A 16,577-nucleotide genomic window follows, 5' to 3' on the forward strand; every position below is an offset into this window, starting at 1 on the left:
AAACTAGTAATTTGTAATAATTACTTCGTTAGAAGTTTTTCTTGTTTGGGGCATAGAATAGGTAACCTTGATAATATTAATGTTAAAATCTTTGTACAAGCTTCTAATAAAAGGAGTATCACTATTAGAAATCATAAACTTAACAGCTTTATTATCTAGTTCCTTAGCAAAATCTCTTAGTCTCATTTGTTCTTGTTCATCAAATGGCAATCTAGTATAAAATTTCTCACCAGATTTGTGATAAGGTGGATCGAAATAGACAAAGTCATTTTTCTGCGGTTCAATAAAAGAAAAATCTATAGTGCAAATGGATGTACTAGATAATAAACTACTACATTGTTGCAATCTACTAGCAATATCAGATTTATGGTAGTTTCTACCAGAGAAACTTTGAACTGGATCACCATTGATATTGATACGATATATTCCTTTAAAGGAATATCTATTAAGATAGATAAATCTTGCAGTAATTTCATTAGGATTGTTACTATTATTATCACTTCTGACTTGATAATAATAGTCTTTGCAATGATTTGCTTGATGTGAATCAAGTAACTTACTTATTGCTTGTGGATTCTTTTTAACCGCATTATAAGACGTCACTAAGTCAAGATTAATATCAGATAGATAGCATTTATTAAACATGTGTCGTACTTGGAAAAATAAAGCCCCACCTCCAAGGAAGGGCTCATAATAATTATTTACTCCTGAAGGAATATATTTAATTAATTTATCAACAATTTTTCTTTTACCACCAACCCATTGGATGAATGGTGGTGTTTTTTTTATAGTTACTGACATGAAGTTATTTACTAAATATTCTACTATAGATTATAGTAAAAAATAAGGTTAAATGCTAGAAAAATTGCTAATTCTAAGGCTTTTTCTTTATTTAATATAAAAACACTATGATTTAGTAAATCCTAGCTGTCTCATTTATGCAGCTGTTTATTATATTATGCAAAAATCTGTCAAAAAGCTTGGAAAATCCTCTGTACTTCTAGGAATCGTGGTGATATCTGTGTGAATGATGCTACGTGGTGTAGTGTCAAGCACAGAGGTTAAATTAAAAAGACAAAATTTAATCCTTTAACCTCTGTGCCACCTATTTTCACAACCGAAAACGGTAAGAGGTATGCTATGACAATTAATAATGAAAATCAACAACAAGATAACAATAAAATAGAAAATTCTATAGAAAAAAACTGGATTTTACAGCTAGCTCCCACAACTGTCACATTAATACCATCAGATCAAGCTGGTCAAATAGCTCCACAAGGAAATTATGCTAATATTATTAGATATAGAGAAATACAACTAGAATTGCAAGAAACACAAAATAAACTAAAAATAGATGAATTAATAAGATTAGATTTAATTCGTAATATTGGTCATAGTATAGAAATACCTTGCAGTGGAATATTTGCTTTAATAACCGTTCTTTATGAAGTAGAGCAAGATACAGAGAGAAAGCATTACCTAAAAACTATAGTAAATTGTGCTGAAAGATTACTTGATTATTCTCATCATGTTCTTGATTTTTTAAGAAAAAATGCTACAGTAACTGCTATAACTCTAGAAAAATTTAACATAAAGGAATTAGTCAATAAAACAATTACTAAAGCTAAACCAGCATCTATAAGTAAAGGGTTAAATCTTTCTTGTAATTTTCAATATGATATAGCAGAGCATATCATTGGTGATCATTACCGATTGCAAGCAGTCTTAGATCAATTAGTGGGTAATGCTATTAAATTTACTAAAGAAGGTAATGTTATTGTAACAGTTGGGTTATTTCCACTTTTAACTGAAACAAAAAATACAAGAAATAAGATATTACAATTTATTGTGCATGATACAGGTATTGGTATTGCTGAAGGAACACAGCAAGATATGCATAAAGAATTAGATGATGCAAATACAATTGCTAAATATAACAAAGGATTAGGCTTAGGACTAACATTTGTTAAACAACTTATCGATGAGATGGATGGTGAGATTACAATAACCAGCAAAGAGGGCAAGAGTACAACTATCACCTGTCAAGTGCCGGTGAAATTGTTAGCTAATTAATTAGAACGTTGTTTGTTCCTAATAATAACTTATTTGGACTTTGGACAAAATCTTATCTACAAAAATAAGAAATTTAGTTTTAATAATTTACTTTGCTGTAACTTGGAATTTGTTCAAATTGTATTCTTTGGGGGGGGGTGAGATTTTAGTATGTTTTTTCAAATCCTTAAAGAATGCAATTCTGTCAATAAGATTCTAGAGAAAGAGATGGAAGCTCATATCGTCTATGAGAAGCACTCTAAGAATGAGAAGGAATCTGAAAACAGGCGTAATGGTAGTTACGAAAAGACTATAATGGATAAAGATGGTAGTAATATTGGTCAGTCGCCTTGAATCAATTTGCCATACTTTGTGGCACTGATGACCAAAGATGGGCTAATTCCGATATCACACTTACACAAAGAATCTGACAGACTCCAAATTAGAAATACCAAAAATTGAACCTAGTATAAAAGAGGTAGTTTTATTAACAGAATTTCCACAAAATATCAAAAATATAGTTTTTTAGTAACAAATGAATTGAGGTCACAAATCTCAATAACCCTGATACAATCAGGTTAAATTAATTTGTAATAGTTGTAATTAATTATACCTTTTACTACCAAATATCTATTTAGGCGGAAATCCTGATTAATTGCTAGACTTAGTGGATACAAACATACAAAACACTCTGCTCCTCCAGGTATAAAAACTATGTGGACAGCTCTGAAAATTTTTTATCCAATCACACAAATGTTTTATTTGATGTCAACTAAAACTTAAGGCTAATTGTCAGATTTGGTCTTGGCTTCGATGTTTTGCTTTCTACAATTTATTACTGTCTGTCTAATTTCTTGGCATTCGTCAATGAACTTTTTAAAGTCATCATTATCTTTACTATAAAAAACATGTTCAAGAGCATGCAAATATTTTGTGTATTCATCATACTTATTAGTGTGCATCTCATTCAATGTCTCGTAGGCTACGTTCTTATAAATCTTTTCAAGATTTTTCTTTGCATAACCAATGTATTCATTTATATTAATAATCCCTATCTTTCCTTCTTTCTGAAAATGCATAAGTAAGCTAATTATATGTTTGACTTTACCTTCCTCCTCCACCTTTGTCGCTTTAAGATCACTTTTTATCTTATTAATCAACCTGTTCAATGTGTTATTGTCTAAAGGACTAGAAGAGTCTAGAAGAAGACGAAACCACTCCTTGTTCTCTAATTTTGTTTTAATTTTCTCACACTCGATTTTATTCTTGAAAATAATGTTTTCCCATATTTCCTTACCCAAGTATAATTGATCCGCCATATTAGGTAAGTATGATTGATCCACCATATCAAGTAAGTTTATACCATATTTGTTTTTAATTTTTTCGTCATCTTTGGCTGCATAGTTGAACATGTTCGACCAGATTTTTGTTTCCAGTTCATCACTGTAATAATGTTCTAATGATAAGATTAAGAATGTTTTCAAAGTAGTCCAGAAGAAGTTATTATTAATATTATCACAGTGTTGTAATGCATCGCGATATAACCTCTGAAAGGAAAGTATACTGTGTTCTAAAGATCTAAAATTTTTATAATCAGCTTGATTGAAAATCTTTATGATCTGATCTGCTACATCTAGTAATTTCTTCTTTAATTTTTCCGTTTCTACTTGATTCAATATTGTAATTACTATATCATCAACATCCGCTGTGAAGGAAAAAGTAATAGATATTATTTTTTCTTTTATTATGTTGAATGTACCTAATTGTTTATCTTTTTCTTGGTTTTTTGGATATCTATTAACAATTTGCTCTGTATTAGCAATAATAATAGTTTTAACTTTTTGTTGCTCAACAAAGTAATTAATGTATCCCAATAATTCTTCTATTGGAATTGTAGATCTTTCTAGATCATCAAAAACTAAAACAAATGAGTTCTTTGGGAATAATAGAGAATATACTTTATATACCACTACATTTGTCGCTATATGCTCTGCTAAAAATGCAAATACAGTATCCCAACATCGCCATACTACTATTCCTATTCCTATTCCTAATACTACTATTTCTATTATTTTTGTTATTTTTGTTATAGGATTCAAAAAGAATATTCCCTTTATAAAACATTGTATTGGTGATATCAATAGCACAGTTATTAATACTGTGAAAAATAATTTGATGAGCATTTTGATTAGCATGCGTAGAGAAAACTTGGCATTTATTTGTAGTAGAGTATTTAACATTACCCTACTAAGATCAGATGTTTTTGATATACCATTTAAGCTTATATATGCTATATTGTGCAATGGATCAATGTATTTTTTGATAAACTGAGTTTTACCTATTCCCCAATCTCCAGCAATTAGAACAGCATAGTTACTCTTCTTTTTACTCATGTTATTACAATAATCATCTAAGTATTTTTCTATATGCTCATTTGGTTTAGAAATGCATGATTGAGAATCAGATGAAGTCACGTATATATCTCACATTTATTTAACTAATCTGAAAAAGATTATATATTACAGAATTAGGCATCGTCAAGTTAACTTAACAAAACTTACGCTATGTTTTACAACAAGTGGCTTAGTACTGGGATATTATTAAAATTCCTTACTATGAAAAAATGACTTTTAGGCTTCTAGTCATACTTGAGATAACATAGCGTAGGTTTTAGATTATTTTCATTGGTGATGATAAGGAATCATTCTATTAGCGTATATTGACTTTTTCGATAATAGTAATTATATTGTAAACATAATCAATGAAAATCGTTAAATGGATATACAACAATCCCCGGCTGGACAAATCGTTAAATCGCCCAAAGGATATAATGCCTTCGTGCCTAATAGTTTGCCACCAAAACTTGAATGGGATGTTTCTGTGGTCAATGCCTTATCTCGTGCCGATTTTTTGTTGGGCAAATTAGCACGTGAAGGTAGCAGACTGCCTAATCCTCATCTACTTATGCGTCCATTCATTATGCGTGAAGCCGTACTATCGAGTAAAATAGAAGGCACACAGGCAACGCTTGGTGAAATCTTAGCAGCTAATGCCGGTGCTAATGTTAAACAAAATCCTGACGATCTTCAGGAGGTGCAAAATTACATCAATGCCCTTGATTATGGACTGAAGCGTTTAGAAGAGCTGCCTTTATCGCTACGTCTAATCAAAGAAATTCATGAGCAATTAATGCAAGGTGTTAGGGGGTTTCATGCAACACCGGGGGAATTTAGACGTAGTCAAAATTGGATTGGAACTCCTTGGTGCACTCTGAATACAGCAAAATTTGTACCACCACCCCCTGACAATTTAATGGATTGTTTAGGGAATTTAGAAAAGTTTTTACATGATAGGCAGTTGCCGCCGTTGATTCACATTGCACTTTGCCACTATCAGTTCGAAGCTATTCATCCCTTTTTAGATGGTAATGGACGTGTTGGGCGATTACTGATTACCTTACTGCTGGTTGAGCAAAGAATGTTGCCTTCTCCTCTGTTATATTTAAGTGCGTTTTTTGAGGCAACACGCGATGAATATTACAAGCAGCTTTATAACGTTAGCTCAAAAGGCACATGGTATGAGTGGTTTATTTATTTTTTCAATGGTGTAGCTGTTCAATCTGAAGATGTCTTGTCACGTGCTGAACGTATCAACGAATTATTAAATCAATGGAAAATTGAAGTGGCAAGCAGTGGTTCCCAAGTTACTATGAACCTTGTGCAACATTTTGCTGTGAATCCCTATTTTACCACTAACAAAATTGCAACAGAGTTAGGTATTGCCTATAGCACTGCACAAAGGGCAATTCAAAAGCTTGAAGCAATAGGAATTATAAAAAAGACAAATGATAACAAACGGGACAAAGTATACTGTGCCACTCAAATATTAGACATTTTGGAAGAACCTACGAAAATCAGGACTGACGCTTACTTTATCGTCTAAAAATCAGGATTATCAAAAATATCCCTACCAATTTTAGTCCATTGGTCTTTGATATGTGGGGACTCTGTTAATTCATTTTTTAAAGCAATTAATGCCCCAAATAGAGTATTAGTAGGTAAGTCATCGAGCTTTGCTTTAGCAATCAATCCGCCCAGTTCAATTAAGCGACAAGTACGCATTTTTCTTTCTATAATTTTAATTTTAGCTTCTTCAGTAATAATTTTGGCTTTCTTTTGTTGTAATTTCAATCTTTGTTTTATGACATTCTCCATATGGTAAAATATTTTAGACATTATTGCTTACATGTCATGAATGCACAATAAATTTAAGAAGTCCAATGAATTATAGAGTTCCAATAAAAATTTCATATTTTTTTGAACCAGATAATTGATACAACAGAAGACTACAAGCAATAATAAATGGATAGGACAATTCAAAAAGGCTCTGTACAAATAAGTGTGTAAATTTTTCAAAGGTTATATAAAAATATAATATAACAAAAGGAGAAATTATAATGCGTCACAAACAAAATGAAACAATGAATCAAGCAATAGATTTATTAATAAATAATGATACAGATATATCAACTTTATTTAAAGAGGATGGTTTATTAAAACAATTAACCAAAAGGCTTGTAGAGAAGGCATTGCAGTCAGAGATGAATAATCACTTAGGATATGATAAATATTGTCATACTGATAGCAATAATGTTCGTAATGGTAGTAAAGTAAAGAATCTAGTAACAAATAATGGAGTTGTAGAGATTGAGGTTCCAAGGGATAGAAGTAGTACATTTGAACCTGCATTAATTCCGAAGCGTCAAAGACGTATTGAAGGATTTGATGATAAAATAATATCGTTATACGCTAAAGGAATGAGCTTATCTGATATTAAGATTCAAATGCAAGAATTGTATGGAGCTGACGTTAGCGAAAGTTTGATAAGTCAAATTACTGATGATGTAATTGAGGATGTCAAGATATGGCAAAGCCGACCATTGGATCGAGTATATGCTATAGTATTTTTTGACTGTTTAGTAGTAAAAGTACGTCAAGATAAACGAATTATCAATAAGTCTGTATATGTAGCATTAGGTATTGATTTATCTGGAAGGAAGGATATTTTAGGATTGTGGATCAGTGAAAATGAAGGAGCGAAATTTTGGCTTGGTAATTTTACTGAGATGAAGAACAGAGGTATGCAAGACATGCTTATTGCTTGCAGTGATAATTTAACCGGTATGTCTGAGGCAATAGAAGCAGTTTTTCCGAAAACCGAACATCAATTATGTATTGTACATCAGATTAGAAATAGTTTAAAATATGTATCATATAAAGACCGAAAAGAATTAGCGGCTGATTTAAAGCCTATATATACTGCTAGCACAGAGGAAGAAGCCCATCTTGCTTTAGAATCTTTTGAAGCTAAATGGAGTAAACAGTATCCACAAATTGCTAAATCTTGGTATGTTCATTGGGAAAATTTAATGGTTTTTCTAGGATACCCTGAGGCGATAAGGAAAGTAATATACACAACTAATAGTATAGGTGTGCCAGGAAAAGCCTGGTTGAATAAGGAGGTGAAATTCCTCTCTGGCCAAGGAATAACCAACCAGCCAGAACTGAGTTTTGCATTTAAGGCAGCAATGCCTTAGATGAAGCGTAAACAGGGCGAATGTAGGCCGAAACGAAAGTGAACGACAAGAGAGCCTCGAGAACTTAGATGAATGCCAGAAGCTGACACTGTCTATGATGTGGAAAGCAATATGGGGTTAAGTGATATGGTGAGCTTAATACTGTCTGGCGGGGTATGCGTCGTCAGCATGCATGAAATTGTTCAATCAAGGAACCTGGGAGACCCTAAATACTCCTTTTATGTAAAAAAAAAAAAGAAGGTAATTATAGATGAAGCAGAATTGCAAAATCAATAATAATGGTATTTGGGGAGTCAGATGTGTTCATAGTACCGAAGAAGTGGAGTAATGTCTATGGAGGGAAGGGATGCACAACAAAAGAAAGACAATAACAGACAGAAGGGGCGATCACCGAATTGCCATTTCTTCCAAACAAAATTATTATCTTTATCTAACAGAGCAAAGCAAATCCGTGACGAACCACTCAAAACTTTGATGCATTTAGTAGATAAGGAATGGATGGGTGAAGCATGGAGCAAGCTACGTAAGGGAGCAGCATACGGAATTGATGCTATAAGTGCCAGTAAATATGCAAAAGATTTAGATGTAAATTTAGATCGGCTCTTATATAGAATGAAAAGAGGTCAATATCAAGCACAGCCAGTAAAGAGAGTGTATATAGCTAAAAAGGATGGTAGTAAGAGAGCGTTAGGATTGCCTACAGTAGAAGATAAAATAGCTCAAAATGCTATTAATCTATTATTGAAAGCTATTTTTGAACAGGAATTTCTACCTCAGTCCTATGGTTTTAGAGAGAACAAAAGCTCTTTGCAGGCAGTAGAAGATGTTAAGGAAGTGATAGCACAAAAGAAAATATCTTGGGTGTTAGAAGTGGACATAGCATCGTTCTTTGATAATATGCAACACGAATGGCTGATGAAATTTATAAGTCATAGAATAAGAGATCAACGGGTACTGAAACATATCACAAGTTGGCTAGAAGCTGGAATAATGGAAGATGGGAAGCTAATAGCTTCTTCCAGCGGTTCACCGCAAGGTGGGGTAATTAGTCCAACGCTAGCAAACATATATCTTCATTATGTGGTTGATTTATGGGTTACTAAAGTAGCTAGCAAGAGCATAAATGGGGAAATGTATAGTTTTAGATATGCAGATGATCGTGTGCCACGAGTGCAAAGGAAGTTACATGAAGCCATAAGTGTAAATTGAATTTGTGCGTAACTATATAAGAGATGGAAGTAGGCCTTCCGAAGCCGCTTTACAGGAAGAGGCTTCAAACCACTCTAAGCTGCGTTGGTTAAGAGCCAAGGTGGTGAGCGTTAGAGAAAAGGTACCTTGCAAGGTATCAGGTAAGAATCAAGGAGATGAAGCGATTAAACCATTGCTGAAGTGTCGAAAGCGTATAGATGAGATCAAAACTTAGGGGTAGTCGTTAACTCAGGATAAATTTGGCGGGAACCTGTTTACTGGTCAAGTGGTCTCCGGCATAGAGGTGGCATGAACTTGGTTTAGGCTCTTATGTGGAACGTGGGAACCTATGTATTGATGCAAAGGGAGCGATGCAAGTGGAAGACCCATGAGTATCTGAGTACCAAAGCAGTACATAGGGGCGGATTGGCTCGTAGTAGTGATGAAGCTGTTGAAAGGCAGTGGAGCAAAGGGGCTGAGTTATCCGTTTTATTGATTAGTCAACTAATAATAATTGGGAGGAGCTAAATTGAATAAAACAAAACCATTTTGTATTTCCAAGAAAAGTATTATGGCAGCTTGGGAAAGAGTTAAAGCGAACAAAGGTACCTATGGGGTTGATAAAGAATCAATTGAAGATTTTGCATTAAACCTAAAGGATAACCTTTATAAGTTATGGAACCGGATGTCATCTGGTACATATTTTCCTCCACCTGTAAAGGCGGTAGAAATAGCAAAATCAGATGGTAGCAAACGCTTGTTAGGTATTCCAACTGTGGCAGATAGAATTGCACAAGCAGTGGTTAAAGACCAGCTTGAGCAATTAGTGGAGCCAAAATTTCATGAAGATTCTTATGGGTATCGTCCTAGGAAATCGGCATTGGATGCAGTTGGAGTAGCAAGGCAGCGATGTTGGCGGCAAGATTGGTGTATTGATCTGGACATCAAGAATTTCTTCGATAGTTTGGATCATCAATTAATGATGAAAGCCATAAGATTCCATAGCGAAGAAAAGTGGATTCATCTTTATGTGGAGCGGTGGCTTCAAGCCCCTTTACAATTGGAGAGTGGAGAACTGATAGAAAGGCAGTCTGGTACTCCTCAGGGAGGAGTAGCGAGTCCTTTGTTGGCAAACATTTTCATGCATCATGCATTTGATGATTGGATGAGAAGGAACTATCCAGAAGTAAGGTTTGAACGTTTTGCAGATGATATTTTAGCACATTGTAGTTCACAAAAGCAGGCTAAGAAAGTACTGGAGGAGATTAAGATTAGACTAAAAGAGTGTGGTCTTGAACTACATCCAGAAAAGACGAAAATAGTGTATTGTAAAGATGATGTTCGGGGAGGCTCTTATGAGAATGAAAGCTTTGATTTTCTTGGCTATACATTTAGACCATGATTGTCAATGAATAAATATGATAAAACTTTTGTTAACTTTACACCTGCAATTAGTAAGCAAGCTGCAAACCGTATCAGAAAGAAGATAAGGAGTTGGAGAATACATCTGCGAAGTGATAAAACTATTACTGACCTAGCGAGGATGTTTAATGCACATGTACAAGGATGGGTAAATTATTATGGACGATATTATAAATCGGCTATGTATCCATTTTTACGTAACATGGAGCGTTTTCTAACACGTTGGGTAATGAGGAAATACAAAAGATTCCAAGGTTACAAGAAACGAGCAAGGAATTGGTTAGGGTGTGTGCGAAAGCGTGAACCTAGACTATTTGTTCATTGGAGGTTAGGCCTTGGATCAAGGTTTGGATAATGGGAGCGGTGTAAGCTGAGAGGTTTACGCACCGTTCTGCGAGAGACTGGAGGGGAGGTTCCTTCGGTCTACTCACCTTTTATTCTGCTTTCAGCATGAGAATCAAGCAATAAAGTTCCAAGGCATGTTGGAAGAAAGGTTGCAGAAATTTGGGCTGGAGATAAATCTTCAAAAAAGTAAGATATGTCGTTTTGGAAAATTTGCTAAAGAAAATAGCAAAAGACAAAATGAAAGAAGGGACACATTTAGCTTTTTAGGTTTTACCTTTTACAATGGAATTAGTCGTAATGGAAAATACAAAGTTGGTTGTAGAACTGAATCGAAGAGATTAAGTGAGGCAATGAACCGAGTAACGAGATGGTGTAGAGAGAACCTGCATCAAGCCATAGAGTGGCAAGCAAGGTATCTTAATGCAGTACTCCGAGGGCATTACAACTATTACGGAGTGACAGGCAACTATCCAAGTATCTCAGCATTTTATCGCCATTTAGACAGAATATGGCATAGATATCTAAGTCGTAGAAGTCAAAGAGGGTACATAAACTGGAATAGATACTCAAAGATAAGAGAGAAATGCGGTCTAATAAAACCATATCTACCTCATTCTATAATGACATAAACTGTTAGTATTTTTGTTGAAGAGCCGGATATGGGAAATCTGTAAGTCCGGTTCTGTGAGGGGTGCAAAGAGTAATCTTTGCATCTACTCGATAATCTGTCAATAGCCAATTACGTAAGGTTACTAAGAATAAACGGGTTTTTCCAAATGATAATGCCGTTTTTAAGACCTTATATTTGGCAATTGATTATATGACCAAGAAATGGGTTATGCCGATTCCGAACTGGAACGCAGCTATGGCTCACTTTTTGATAAAATTTGAAGGTAGAATTTAAGCCCTATGAAAAATTTACACACTTAATTAGAAAGGCTCTTTGGCTATGCTCTAAACGCCTATCCAAAGGTAAATTTACCGCAAAACTTTTCCCATCTGATAATTCATCTTATCAAATTTGTTATAGAACCTTACACATTCTTATTCATAATGGTGATCCTAGTTCTGCCAAATTCTCTAATGATTGGCTTCCTGTCGTTTAAGCTGCTGTCTCGATTAATTCCGTATTATTCATATATCTTGCATAGGCAAAAGGCGTATAATTCGCAGGACGCTTCTTTGCTTTGCTACTCTGCTCTTGTAGCCAATTTAAATATTTAAAGGCATTGATCTCGTTCTCACTACAAGTCTTTACTATACTATACAGACCACTATGTATCTCAGCACTATTGATTGTTTTAAAGAATAATGAATTCTTCCTTTGTAAAATAATGGTACGCAGTGATCTCTCAGCCCAATTATTATCAAGATTGCTAACTGGGATTTTTAAAAATTGGGTCAAACCTTCTTTATTATTTATCCAATATTTCATAGCTTGTCCAAGCCTACTATTAGGCTCAACTTTCTTGTCGTTAAATAATTCGTCTATTTTGTTATATATGTTTTCTATATATTTACTGCTATGTTCCTGATGATACCCAAGTTTTTCTTCAGGACTCATCTCTTTACATTGATGTTCATTGTGGTAAATCCCTCGTGTTTGTTTGAGAAAATATCCGCATTCTTCAGGGTAATATAGTTCATTCTCTGTAAATTTTCTCTGACCATGTGACAAACAATTGATCATCACTATTATTGCCAGTAATTCTTGATCTGCTTCTGATAATACCGGGTTATTATTGTTACTTGCGTCAGTCATTAATTGGATAGAATCTGTTCTATTCTTACGATTCTTTAGTACGTTACCTATATTTTCTCCACCATGCCTATTACCGGTAAAATATAAAACTATCACCTCATTATTTGCAGTCTTAGCACATATTGTAGTAGTATAACAGCTGCGTCCTTTCTTATTTTGAGTACGTAATTTCTTATTGGCTATAGTAATTTCTAAAATCCTAGCTCTAGTATCATCAAGGTTCAGTGAACTACATTCGGCAGCCATTTCCAATAATACCCCGTACATTTCAGCTCCACCACCTTCTTGCCAAACATCTAAATATTGTTGCCAGAGCGAGCTATATGCCACAGGAACACCACTTAAACTTTGCAGCCTAGATAAACGGTAGAAAGGAGTACCATAGGTCTTTTGTAACACTATTGCACTTCTGCTACTATTTGTCCATTTGTTGATATTTTTATTGTTCATAACTATATAATCACAAGCATTACAACGTAGCGTTTTCTTTACATATCTGTTGACTGTAATTGGAGCATTACCTGTAAATTGTAGCAATTTTCTAGCTTCACTATTATATAGTTTGCCATTACAACAGTGAGGACAGCTATCACCACTACAAAAATTCTCAGGAGTTAAATAGCTGGTATTCGCATCCTTATAATCATCAAACCCATATTTACCTTGCCAATTACTACGATCTATCTTTTTGGGCTTATCGCACTCTTCTTCATTACCACCATTCCCTTTATCAGATTCACTTGGCGGTTCTTTTAATGAATCTGAACTATCTTTTTTTTGTTATCTGCCTTAAAACCAATCAGCATTTCCTTAAGCTTATTTATACTGATATTTGATGATGCTAGCTTGTCTATTAGCTCATTACAAAATTTCACAAGTTCTACTATCGTTTGCTGTTCATCTCCCGTTAATGAACTTTCCTTGACATGTTGTATTAGTTCTTCTCGTTCTTCAGCACTTAAGGTCGCTACTTTTGGTTTTTTCATTTGATTAATTATCATTATTATTATTAATATTTCAAATGTTATAATATAACTGGTACTTTTTCAACTAGTTTTTATTACAAAACTTATGCTATGTTATCTCAAGTATGACTAAAAACCTTGGCTGAAAGCCATTTTTTCATAGTAAAGAATTTTAATAATATCTCAGTACAAAGCCACTTATCATAAAACATAGCGTAAGTTTTGATTAATCGGTGATATTTGCATAGTAGAAACCCAAATTTATACAATAAATTCATACTAGCAAAAAAATTAGATAGTGTTACGCAGTTTTGCTGCAAGTATACGGTACACCTGCAAAACCTTCTGTTGCTAGAGGCAAAACTTCAGGTCGACAAGTTGGTGCAACTCAAATAAAAAGAGAGTTAATGCCGATTATTTTCAAATCCAAACCAAGTATTACTCAACTTACGAAATCTATTATTACAAACTCTGAATCCGCACCTAATATTTCAAATCCTCAAAGAATAACTGATTTCATTAATCTAGTACAAGCGACATTGAAAAAATTCAACATGTCTGCCTCAGAATTTACAAATTTACTATTAAATACCACTTAAAATTCAATAGCGAAATATTAAAAATACTATTTTTTGAATAAAATTAAGTGCTCATGGAGATAGTTTTGTCCAAAGTCCAATAAGATAGAAGAGGCAAATCATAAGACTCTTACAAAGAATATTACATCAGCCGTCAAATCAAAGATTGAGACACTAAGCTTGAGAAAAAATAAACTAATAATTCAATGGGTTAATGACGTTGAATTATTCAGTAGTACTAAGATAAGAACTAATTACATGGAAGCTTGGGATTGGACTTTGGACAAAATAATTTAGCCTATATTTAGCAACTTATAATTTATCTATTATTAAAATAATTTACCTAAAATTGTAAAAATATTAACTACAGGAGTTTCGCACTTAGCAAAAAATATGTTAATCTAGCAAGTTGGACTTTGGACAAAATAATTTAGCCTATATTTAGCAACTTATAATTTATCTATTATATAAAATAATTACCTAAAATTGTAAAAATATTAACTATAGATTAATAATAATCTTAAAAAATTAACTTATAATACTAGTTTTGTATAAAACTTTCTATTTTGTGAAAAAACAGGGATTTTTGTCCAAAGTCCAATAGCTAAGGAAAGAGGGATCAATCCTGATGCAGTAGTAATGGATGCGTGGTATAGCGGTTTGGAGAATTTGAAACATATACGTAATTTAGGTTGGACATGGGTTAGTAACCTAAGAAAAAATAGAAAAGTTAATCATAATGTTAGCTTAGAAAGTTTAGAGATTCCTGATGAGGGATTAAAAATTCACCTACGTGGATACGGTTGGGTTACGGTATTTAAGTTTGTGGCAAAAAATGGTCGCATTGATTACATAACAACTAACTTAGAAAATCCAACACGTGAACAAATAGAGAAAATTGTTAAGGCACGGTGGTCTATAGAAGTTTATCATCGAGAATTAAAACAAACTTGTGGTATTGAACGCTGTCAGGCACGCACGGGTCAAGCTCAGAGAAATCATATTTGCTTTGCCGTATTTGCTTGGTTCGATATGAACAAAAAGAGGATAAATGAAAAAATTACTTTATATCAACAAACTTGGGAAGTTATAAAAACATCAATTCAGAACAACATTAGATGTCTTTTAGCTGATTCGCAATTTTGCTAACTGCGAAACTCCTGTACTATAGATTAATAATAATCTTAGAAAGTTAATTCAAAATACTAGTTTTTTATAAAACTTTCTATTTTGTGAAAAAACAGGGGTTTTTGTCCAAAGTCCAATCGTTAAGATGTCAAAGACAATTTATTATTTTGCAACAATAAATTTTTTTGTTAACCATCGTGTTATATAAAACAAATTTTACAAAATATTTTTTTGCTAGGATAGCAAAAAAATATAAAGATGCTTAGTATTAAGATGAGTTATTTAATCTAGAGTTGTGTGACTCTCATACAAAAATCTTTTGTTACAGCACTATAGCTCATATTTGGAATTGCTGCATTATATCAATCTTTTTTCTATTGTCCAACATATGCGACAGCCCCCCCTACATACACTGTAAATTAAAAAATTCCCCTACACAACAAGTATAATATTCATCTTCACAATTTTTCAGAATAGAGGTAATACATTCAGGAGTATGCTCATTGTTTCTGATAGCTAATAAATCTTCTATACTTTGAGTATCACTTATTGCAATAATATTTTCTCTCTTTAAATTTAATGCATATTTTACTAAAAGACTAGTAGCTGCTCTATCTATATTATCAATTAATTCTTTCGTTTCCTTAAAATCTTTATTATTATTTTCTTCGAACTCCTCAATTAATTCTTTACACTTTGTATCTTGTTTATAAAACTGAACTACATGCTCATATACCTCGTCATCTATGATGAAATCAGACCTTATATACTGTTCAAGTAAACATTTTAAAGGTACTGGACTTATTCTTGCTATTATACTGACTAAACTTATAACTCCTAAGCCATCATTCCATTTTGAAATTAAGTTTTCTCTATTTGTGTTAAATTGAGTAGCTAATGCATTACTCAATGTATCAGGACTACAATATACCTGCTCTAAAGAAACACTATTTTTGAAAATATCATATATAATTTCAGAGTATTTGTACTCCAAACAAGAAGTACTGATAACAAACTTTTTGAGAGTCTTATTATTTTCTACCATTTCTTTTGCAGCTTTTTGTACTTCAGGATATTGATAATAAGAATCCATAGTCTCATGTGACATGGACTTATCATGCCAAGATATGTTCAAACCAATTATAGTGGTATTATTTTTTAGAAGATCTAATATTTTGATATATAAATTTTTATCACACCGCACAAGAAACCAAAAATCAGATTCTTTTACCGAGGGCAAATTAATATATTCTAAATGCGGTTGAGACATTATTTCTAGTAATGCTTCACCCCCATTTACCTTCATGTTTCTTATATTCAAACTCTTAATATTAGAAGGTGATCTTTCAATAATACGCTTTATAATATCCCAATCTATATACTGATCTACATCCCTACTACATATCGATTCCACTGGTTCAGGTTTTGCAAAATAATGTGCTAGATCTTTAACACCTTGTTGTGATGTTTGACAGGGTAATATTGTAAGAGTTCTCACTTGTAAGTGATAATACATAGAATAAATAATTTTTAATTAGTTG

General features: G+C 33.1%; 16 protein-coding genes. 10 read left to right on the forward strand and 6 right to left on the reverse strand.

The window, feature by feature from the left end; genetic code table 11:
• Window positions 1-3: 3 nt before the first annotated feature.
• The gene (locus AAHM80_RS07780; RefSeq protein ID WP_342259815.1) at window positions 4-801 is read right to left on the reverse strand and encodes a Dam family site-specific DNA-(adenine-N6)-methyltransferase; all 798 of its coding nucleotides are present in this window, start codon (window positions 799-801) and stop codon (window positions 4-6) included.
• 339 nt (window positions 802-1,140) lie between these two features.
• Here AAHM80_RS07780 and AAHM80_RS07785 point away from each other — a divergent pair, with 339 nt between their 5' ends.
• Window positions 1,141-2,073, forward strand: coding sequence for a sensor histidine kinase (locus AAHM80_RS07785; RefSeq protein WP_342259816.1), 933 nt, complete (start codon window positions 1,141-1,143; stop codon window positions 2,071-2,073).
• A 150-nt stretch (window positions 2,074-2,223) separates the two neighbouring features.
• Entirely contained in the window at window positions 2,224-2,406 is a 183-nt protein-coding gene (locus AAHM80_RS07790; protein WP_342259817.1) for a transposase, read from the forward strand.
• Window positions 2,407-2,837: 431 nt separating this feature from the next.
• Here AAHM80_RS07790 and AAHM80_RS07795 read toward each other — a convergent pair whose 3' ends face one another.
• Entirely contained in the window at window positions 2,838-4,526 is a 1,689-nt protein-coding gene (locus AAHM80_RS07795) for a P-loop NTPase fold protein (protein ID WP_342259818.1), read from the reverse strand.
• A 301-nt stretch (window positions 4,527-4,827) separates the two neighbouring features.
• On the opposite strand from AAHM80_RS07795, the gene AAHM80_RS07800 reads away from it, so the two are divergent.
• Entirely contained in the window at window positions 4,828-5,994 is a 1,167-nt protein-coding gene (locus AAHM80_RS07800; protein ID WP_342259819.1) for a Fic family protein, read from the forward strand.
• Here the strand turns inward: AAHM80_RS07800 and AAHM80_RS07805 are convergent.
• Window positions 5,991-6,266, reverse strand: a complete 276-nt coding sequence (locus AAHM80_RS07805) for a conjugal transfer protein TraD (RefSeq protein WP_342260470.1) — start codon at window positions 6,264-6,266, stop codon at window positions 5,991-5,993. The two genes, AAHM80_RS07800 and AAHM80_RS07805, sit on opposite strands and share 4 nt — an antisense overlap.
• A 242-nt stretch (window positions 6,267-6,508) precedes the next feature.
• Here AAHM80_RS07805 and AAHM80_RS07810 point away from each other — a divergent pair, with 242 nt between their 5' ends.
• The 5 genes from AAHM80_RS07810 to AAHM80_RS07830 all read left to right on the forward strand — a co-directional run bounded on the left by AAHM80_RS07810 (window position 6,509) and on the right by AAHM80_RS07830 (window position 10,613).
• Window positions 6,509-7,648 (forward strand): IS256 family transposase, encoded by a 1,140-nt coding sequence (locus AAHM80_RS07810; protein WP_342259820.1) that lies wholly within the window; start codon window positions 6,509-6,511, stop codon window positions 7,646-7,648.
• Window positions 7,649-7,720: 72 nt separating this feature from the next.
• The gene (locus AAHM80_RS07815; RefSeq protein ID WP_342259821.1) at window positions 7,721-7,924 is read left to right on the forward strand and encodes a hypothetical protein; all 204 of its coding nucleotides are present in this window, start codon (window positions 7,721-7,723) and stop codon (window positions 7,922-7,924) included.
• A 51-nt stretch (window positions 7,925-7,975) separates the two neighbouring features.
• Window positions 7,976-8,857, forward strand: a complete 882-nt coding sequence (locus tag AAHM80_RS07820; protein ID WP_342259822.1) for a reverse transcriptase domain-containing protein — start codon at window positions 7,976-7,978, stop codon at window positions 8,855-8,857.
• A gap of 508 nt (window positions 8,858-9,365) precedes the next feature.
• The gene (gene ltrA, locus AAHM80_RS07825) at window positions 9,366-10,238 is read left to right on the forward strand and encodes a group II intron reverse transcriptase/maturase (protein WP_342259823.1); all 873 of its coding nucleotides are present in this window, start codon (window positions 9,366-9,368) and stop codon (window positions 10,236-10,238) included.
• 6 nt (window positions 10,239-10,244) lie between these two features.
• Window positions 10,245-10,613 (forward strand): group II intron maturase-specific domain-containing protein, encoded by a 369-nt coding sequence (locus AAHM80_RS07830; protein ID WP_342259824.1) that lies wholly within the window; start codon window positions 10,245-10,247, stop codon window positions 10,611-10,613.
• A 1,092-nt stretch (window positions 10,614-11,705) separates the two neighbouring features.
• Here the strand turns inward: AAHM80_RS07830 and AAHM80_RS07835 are convergent.
• Window positions 11,706-12,902 carry an IS66 family transposase gene (locus tag AAHM80_RS07835; RefSeq protein ID WP_342259825.1) on the reverse strand — a complete coding sequence of 399 codons (1,197 nt, stop codon included), beginning with the start codon at window positions 12,900-12,902 and terminating at the stop codon, window positions 11,706-11,708.
• A gap of 215 nt (window positions 12,903-13,117) precedes the next feature.
• Window positions 13,118-13,366, reverse strand: coding sequence for a hypothetical protein (locus AAHM80_RS07840; protein WP_342259826.1), 249 nt, complete (start codon window positions 13,364-13,366; stop codon window positions 13,118-13,120).
• A gap of 275 nt (window positions 13,367-13,641) precedes the next feature.
• Between AAHM80_RS07840 and AAHM80_RS07845 the strand changes: the two genes are divergently transcribed.
• Both AAHM80_RS07845 and AAHM80_RS07850 read left to right on the forward strand, forming a co-directional pair.
• Entirely contained in the window at window positions 13,642-13,929 is a 288-nt protein-coding gene (locus AAHM80_RS07845; protein WP_342259827.1) for a hypothetical protein, read from the forward strand.
• A gap of 618 nt (window positions 13,930-14,547) precedes the next feature.
• A complete protein-coding gene (locus AAHM80_RS07850) occupies window positions 14,548-15,057 on the forward strand; it encodes a transposase (protein ID WP_410521500.1) in 510 nt (169 codons plus the stop codon).
• 382 nt (window positions 15,058-15,439) lie between these two features.
• Here the strand turns inward: AAHM80_RS07850 and AAHM80_RS07855 are convergent, their stop codons facing one another.
• Window positions 15,440-16,534 (reverse strand): hypothetical protein, encoded by a 1,095-nt coding sequence (locus tag AAHM80_RS07855; protein ID WP_342259828.1) that lies wholly within the window; start codon window positions 16,532-16,534, stop codon window positions 15,440-15,442.
• Window positions 16,535-16,577: the final 43 nt, after the last annotated feature.

Origin of the sequence: Candidatus Tisiphia endosymbiont of Metellina segmentata, assembly GCF_964030715.1 — a bacterium.
Lineage (GTDB): Bacteria > Pseudomonadota > Alphaproteobacteria > Rickettsiales > Rickettsiaceae > Tisiphia.

What these genes read in the sequence shown, in the direction of transcription:
- AAHM80_RS07780 (WP_342259815.1), bottom strand. Translation starts at nt 801, where the DNA reads ATGTCAGTAACTATAAAAAAAACACCACCATTCATCCAATGGGTTGGT.
- AAHM80_RS07785 (WP_342259816.1), top strand. Translation starts at nt 1,141, where the DNA reads ATGACAATTAATAATGAAAATCAACAACAAGATAACAATAAAATAGAA.
- AAHM80_RS07790 (WP_342259817.1), top strand. Translation starts at nt 2,224, where the DNA reads ATGTTTTTTCAAATCCTTAAAGAATGCAATTCTGTCAATAAGATTCTA.
- AAHM80_RS07800 (WP_342259819.1), top strand. Translation starts at nt 4,828, where the DNA reads ATGGATATACAACAATCCCCGGCTGGACAAATCGTTAAATCGCCCAAA.
- AAHM80_RS07805 (WP_342260470.1), bottom strand. Translation starts at nt 6,266, where the DNA reads ATGGAGAATGTCATAAAACAAAGATTGAAATTACAACAAAAGAAAGCC.
- AAHM80_RS07810 (WP_342259820.1), top strand. Translation starts at nt 6,509, where the DNA reads ATGCGTCACAAACAAAATGAAACAATGAATCAAGCAATAGATTTATTA.
- AAHM80_RS07815 (WP_342259821.1), top strand. Translation starts at nt 7,721, where the DNA reads ATGCCAGAAGCTGACACTGTCTATGATGTGGAAAGCAATATGGGGTTA.
- AAHM80_RS07820 (WP_342259822.1), top strand. Translation starts at nt 7,976, where the DNA reads ATGTCTATGGAGGGAAGGGATGCACAACAAAAGAAAGACAATAACAGA.
- AAHM80_RS07830 (WP_342259824.1), top strand. Translation starts at nt 10,245, where the DNA reads ATGAATAAATATGATAAAACTTTTGTTAACTTTACACCTGCAATTAGT.
- AAHM80_RS07840 (WP_342259826.1), bottom strand. Translation starts at nt 13,366, where the DNA reads ATGATAATTAATCAAATGAAAAAACCAAAAGTAGCGACCTTAAGTGCT.
- AAHM80_RS07850 (WP_410521500.1), top strand. Translation starts at nt 14,548, where the DNA reads ATGGATGCGTGGTATAGCGGTTTGGAGAATTTGAAACATATACGTAAT.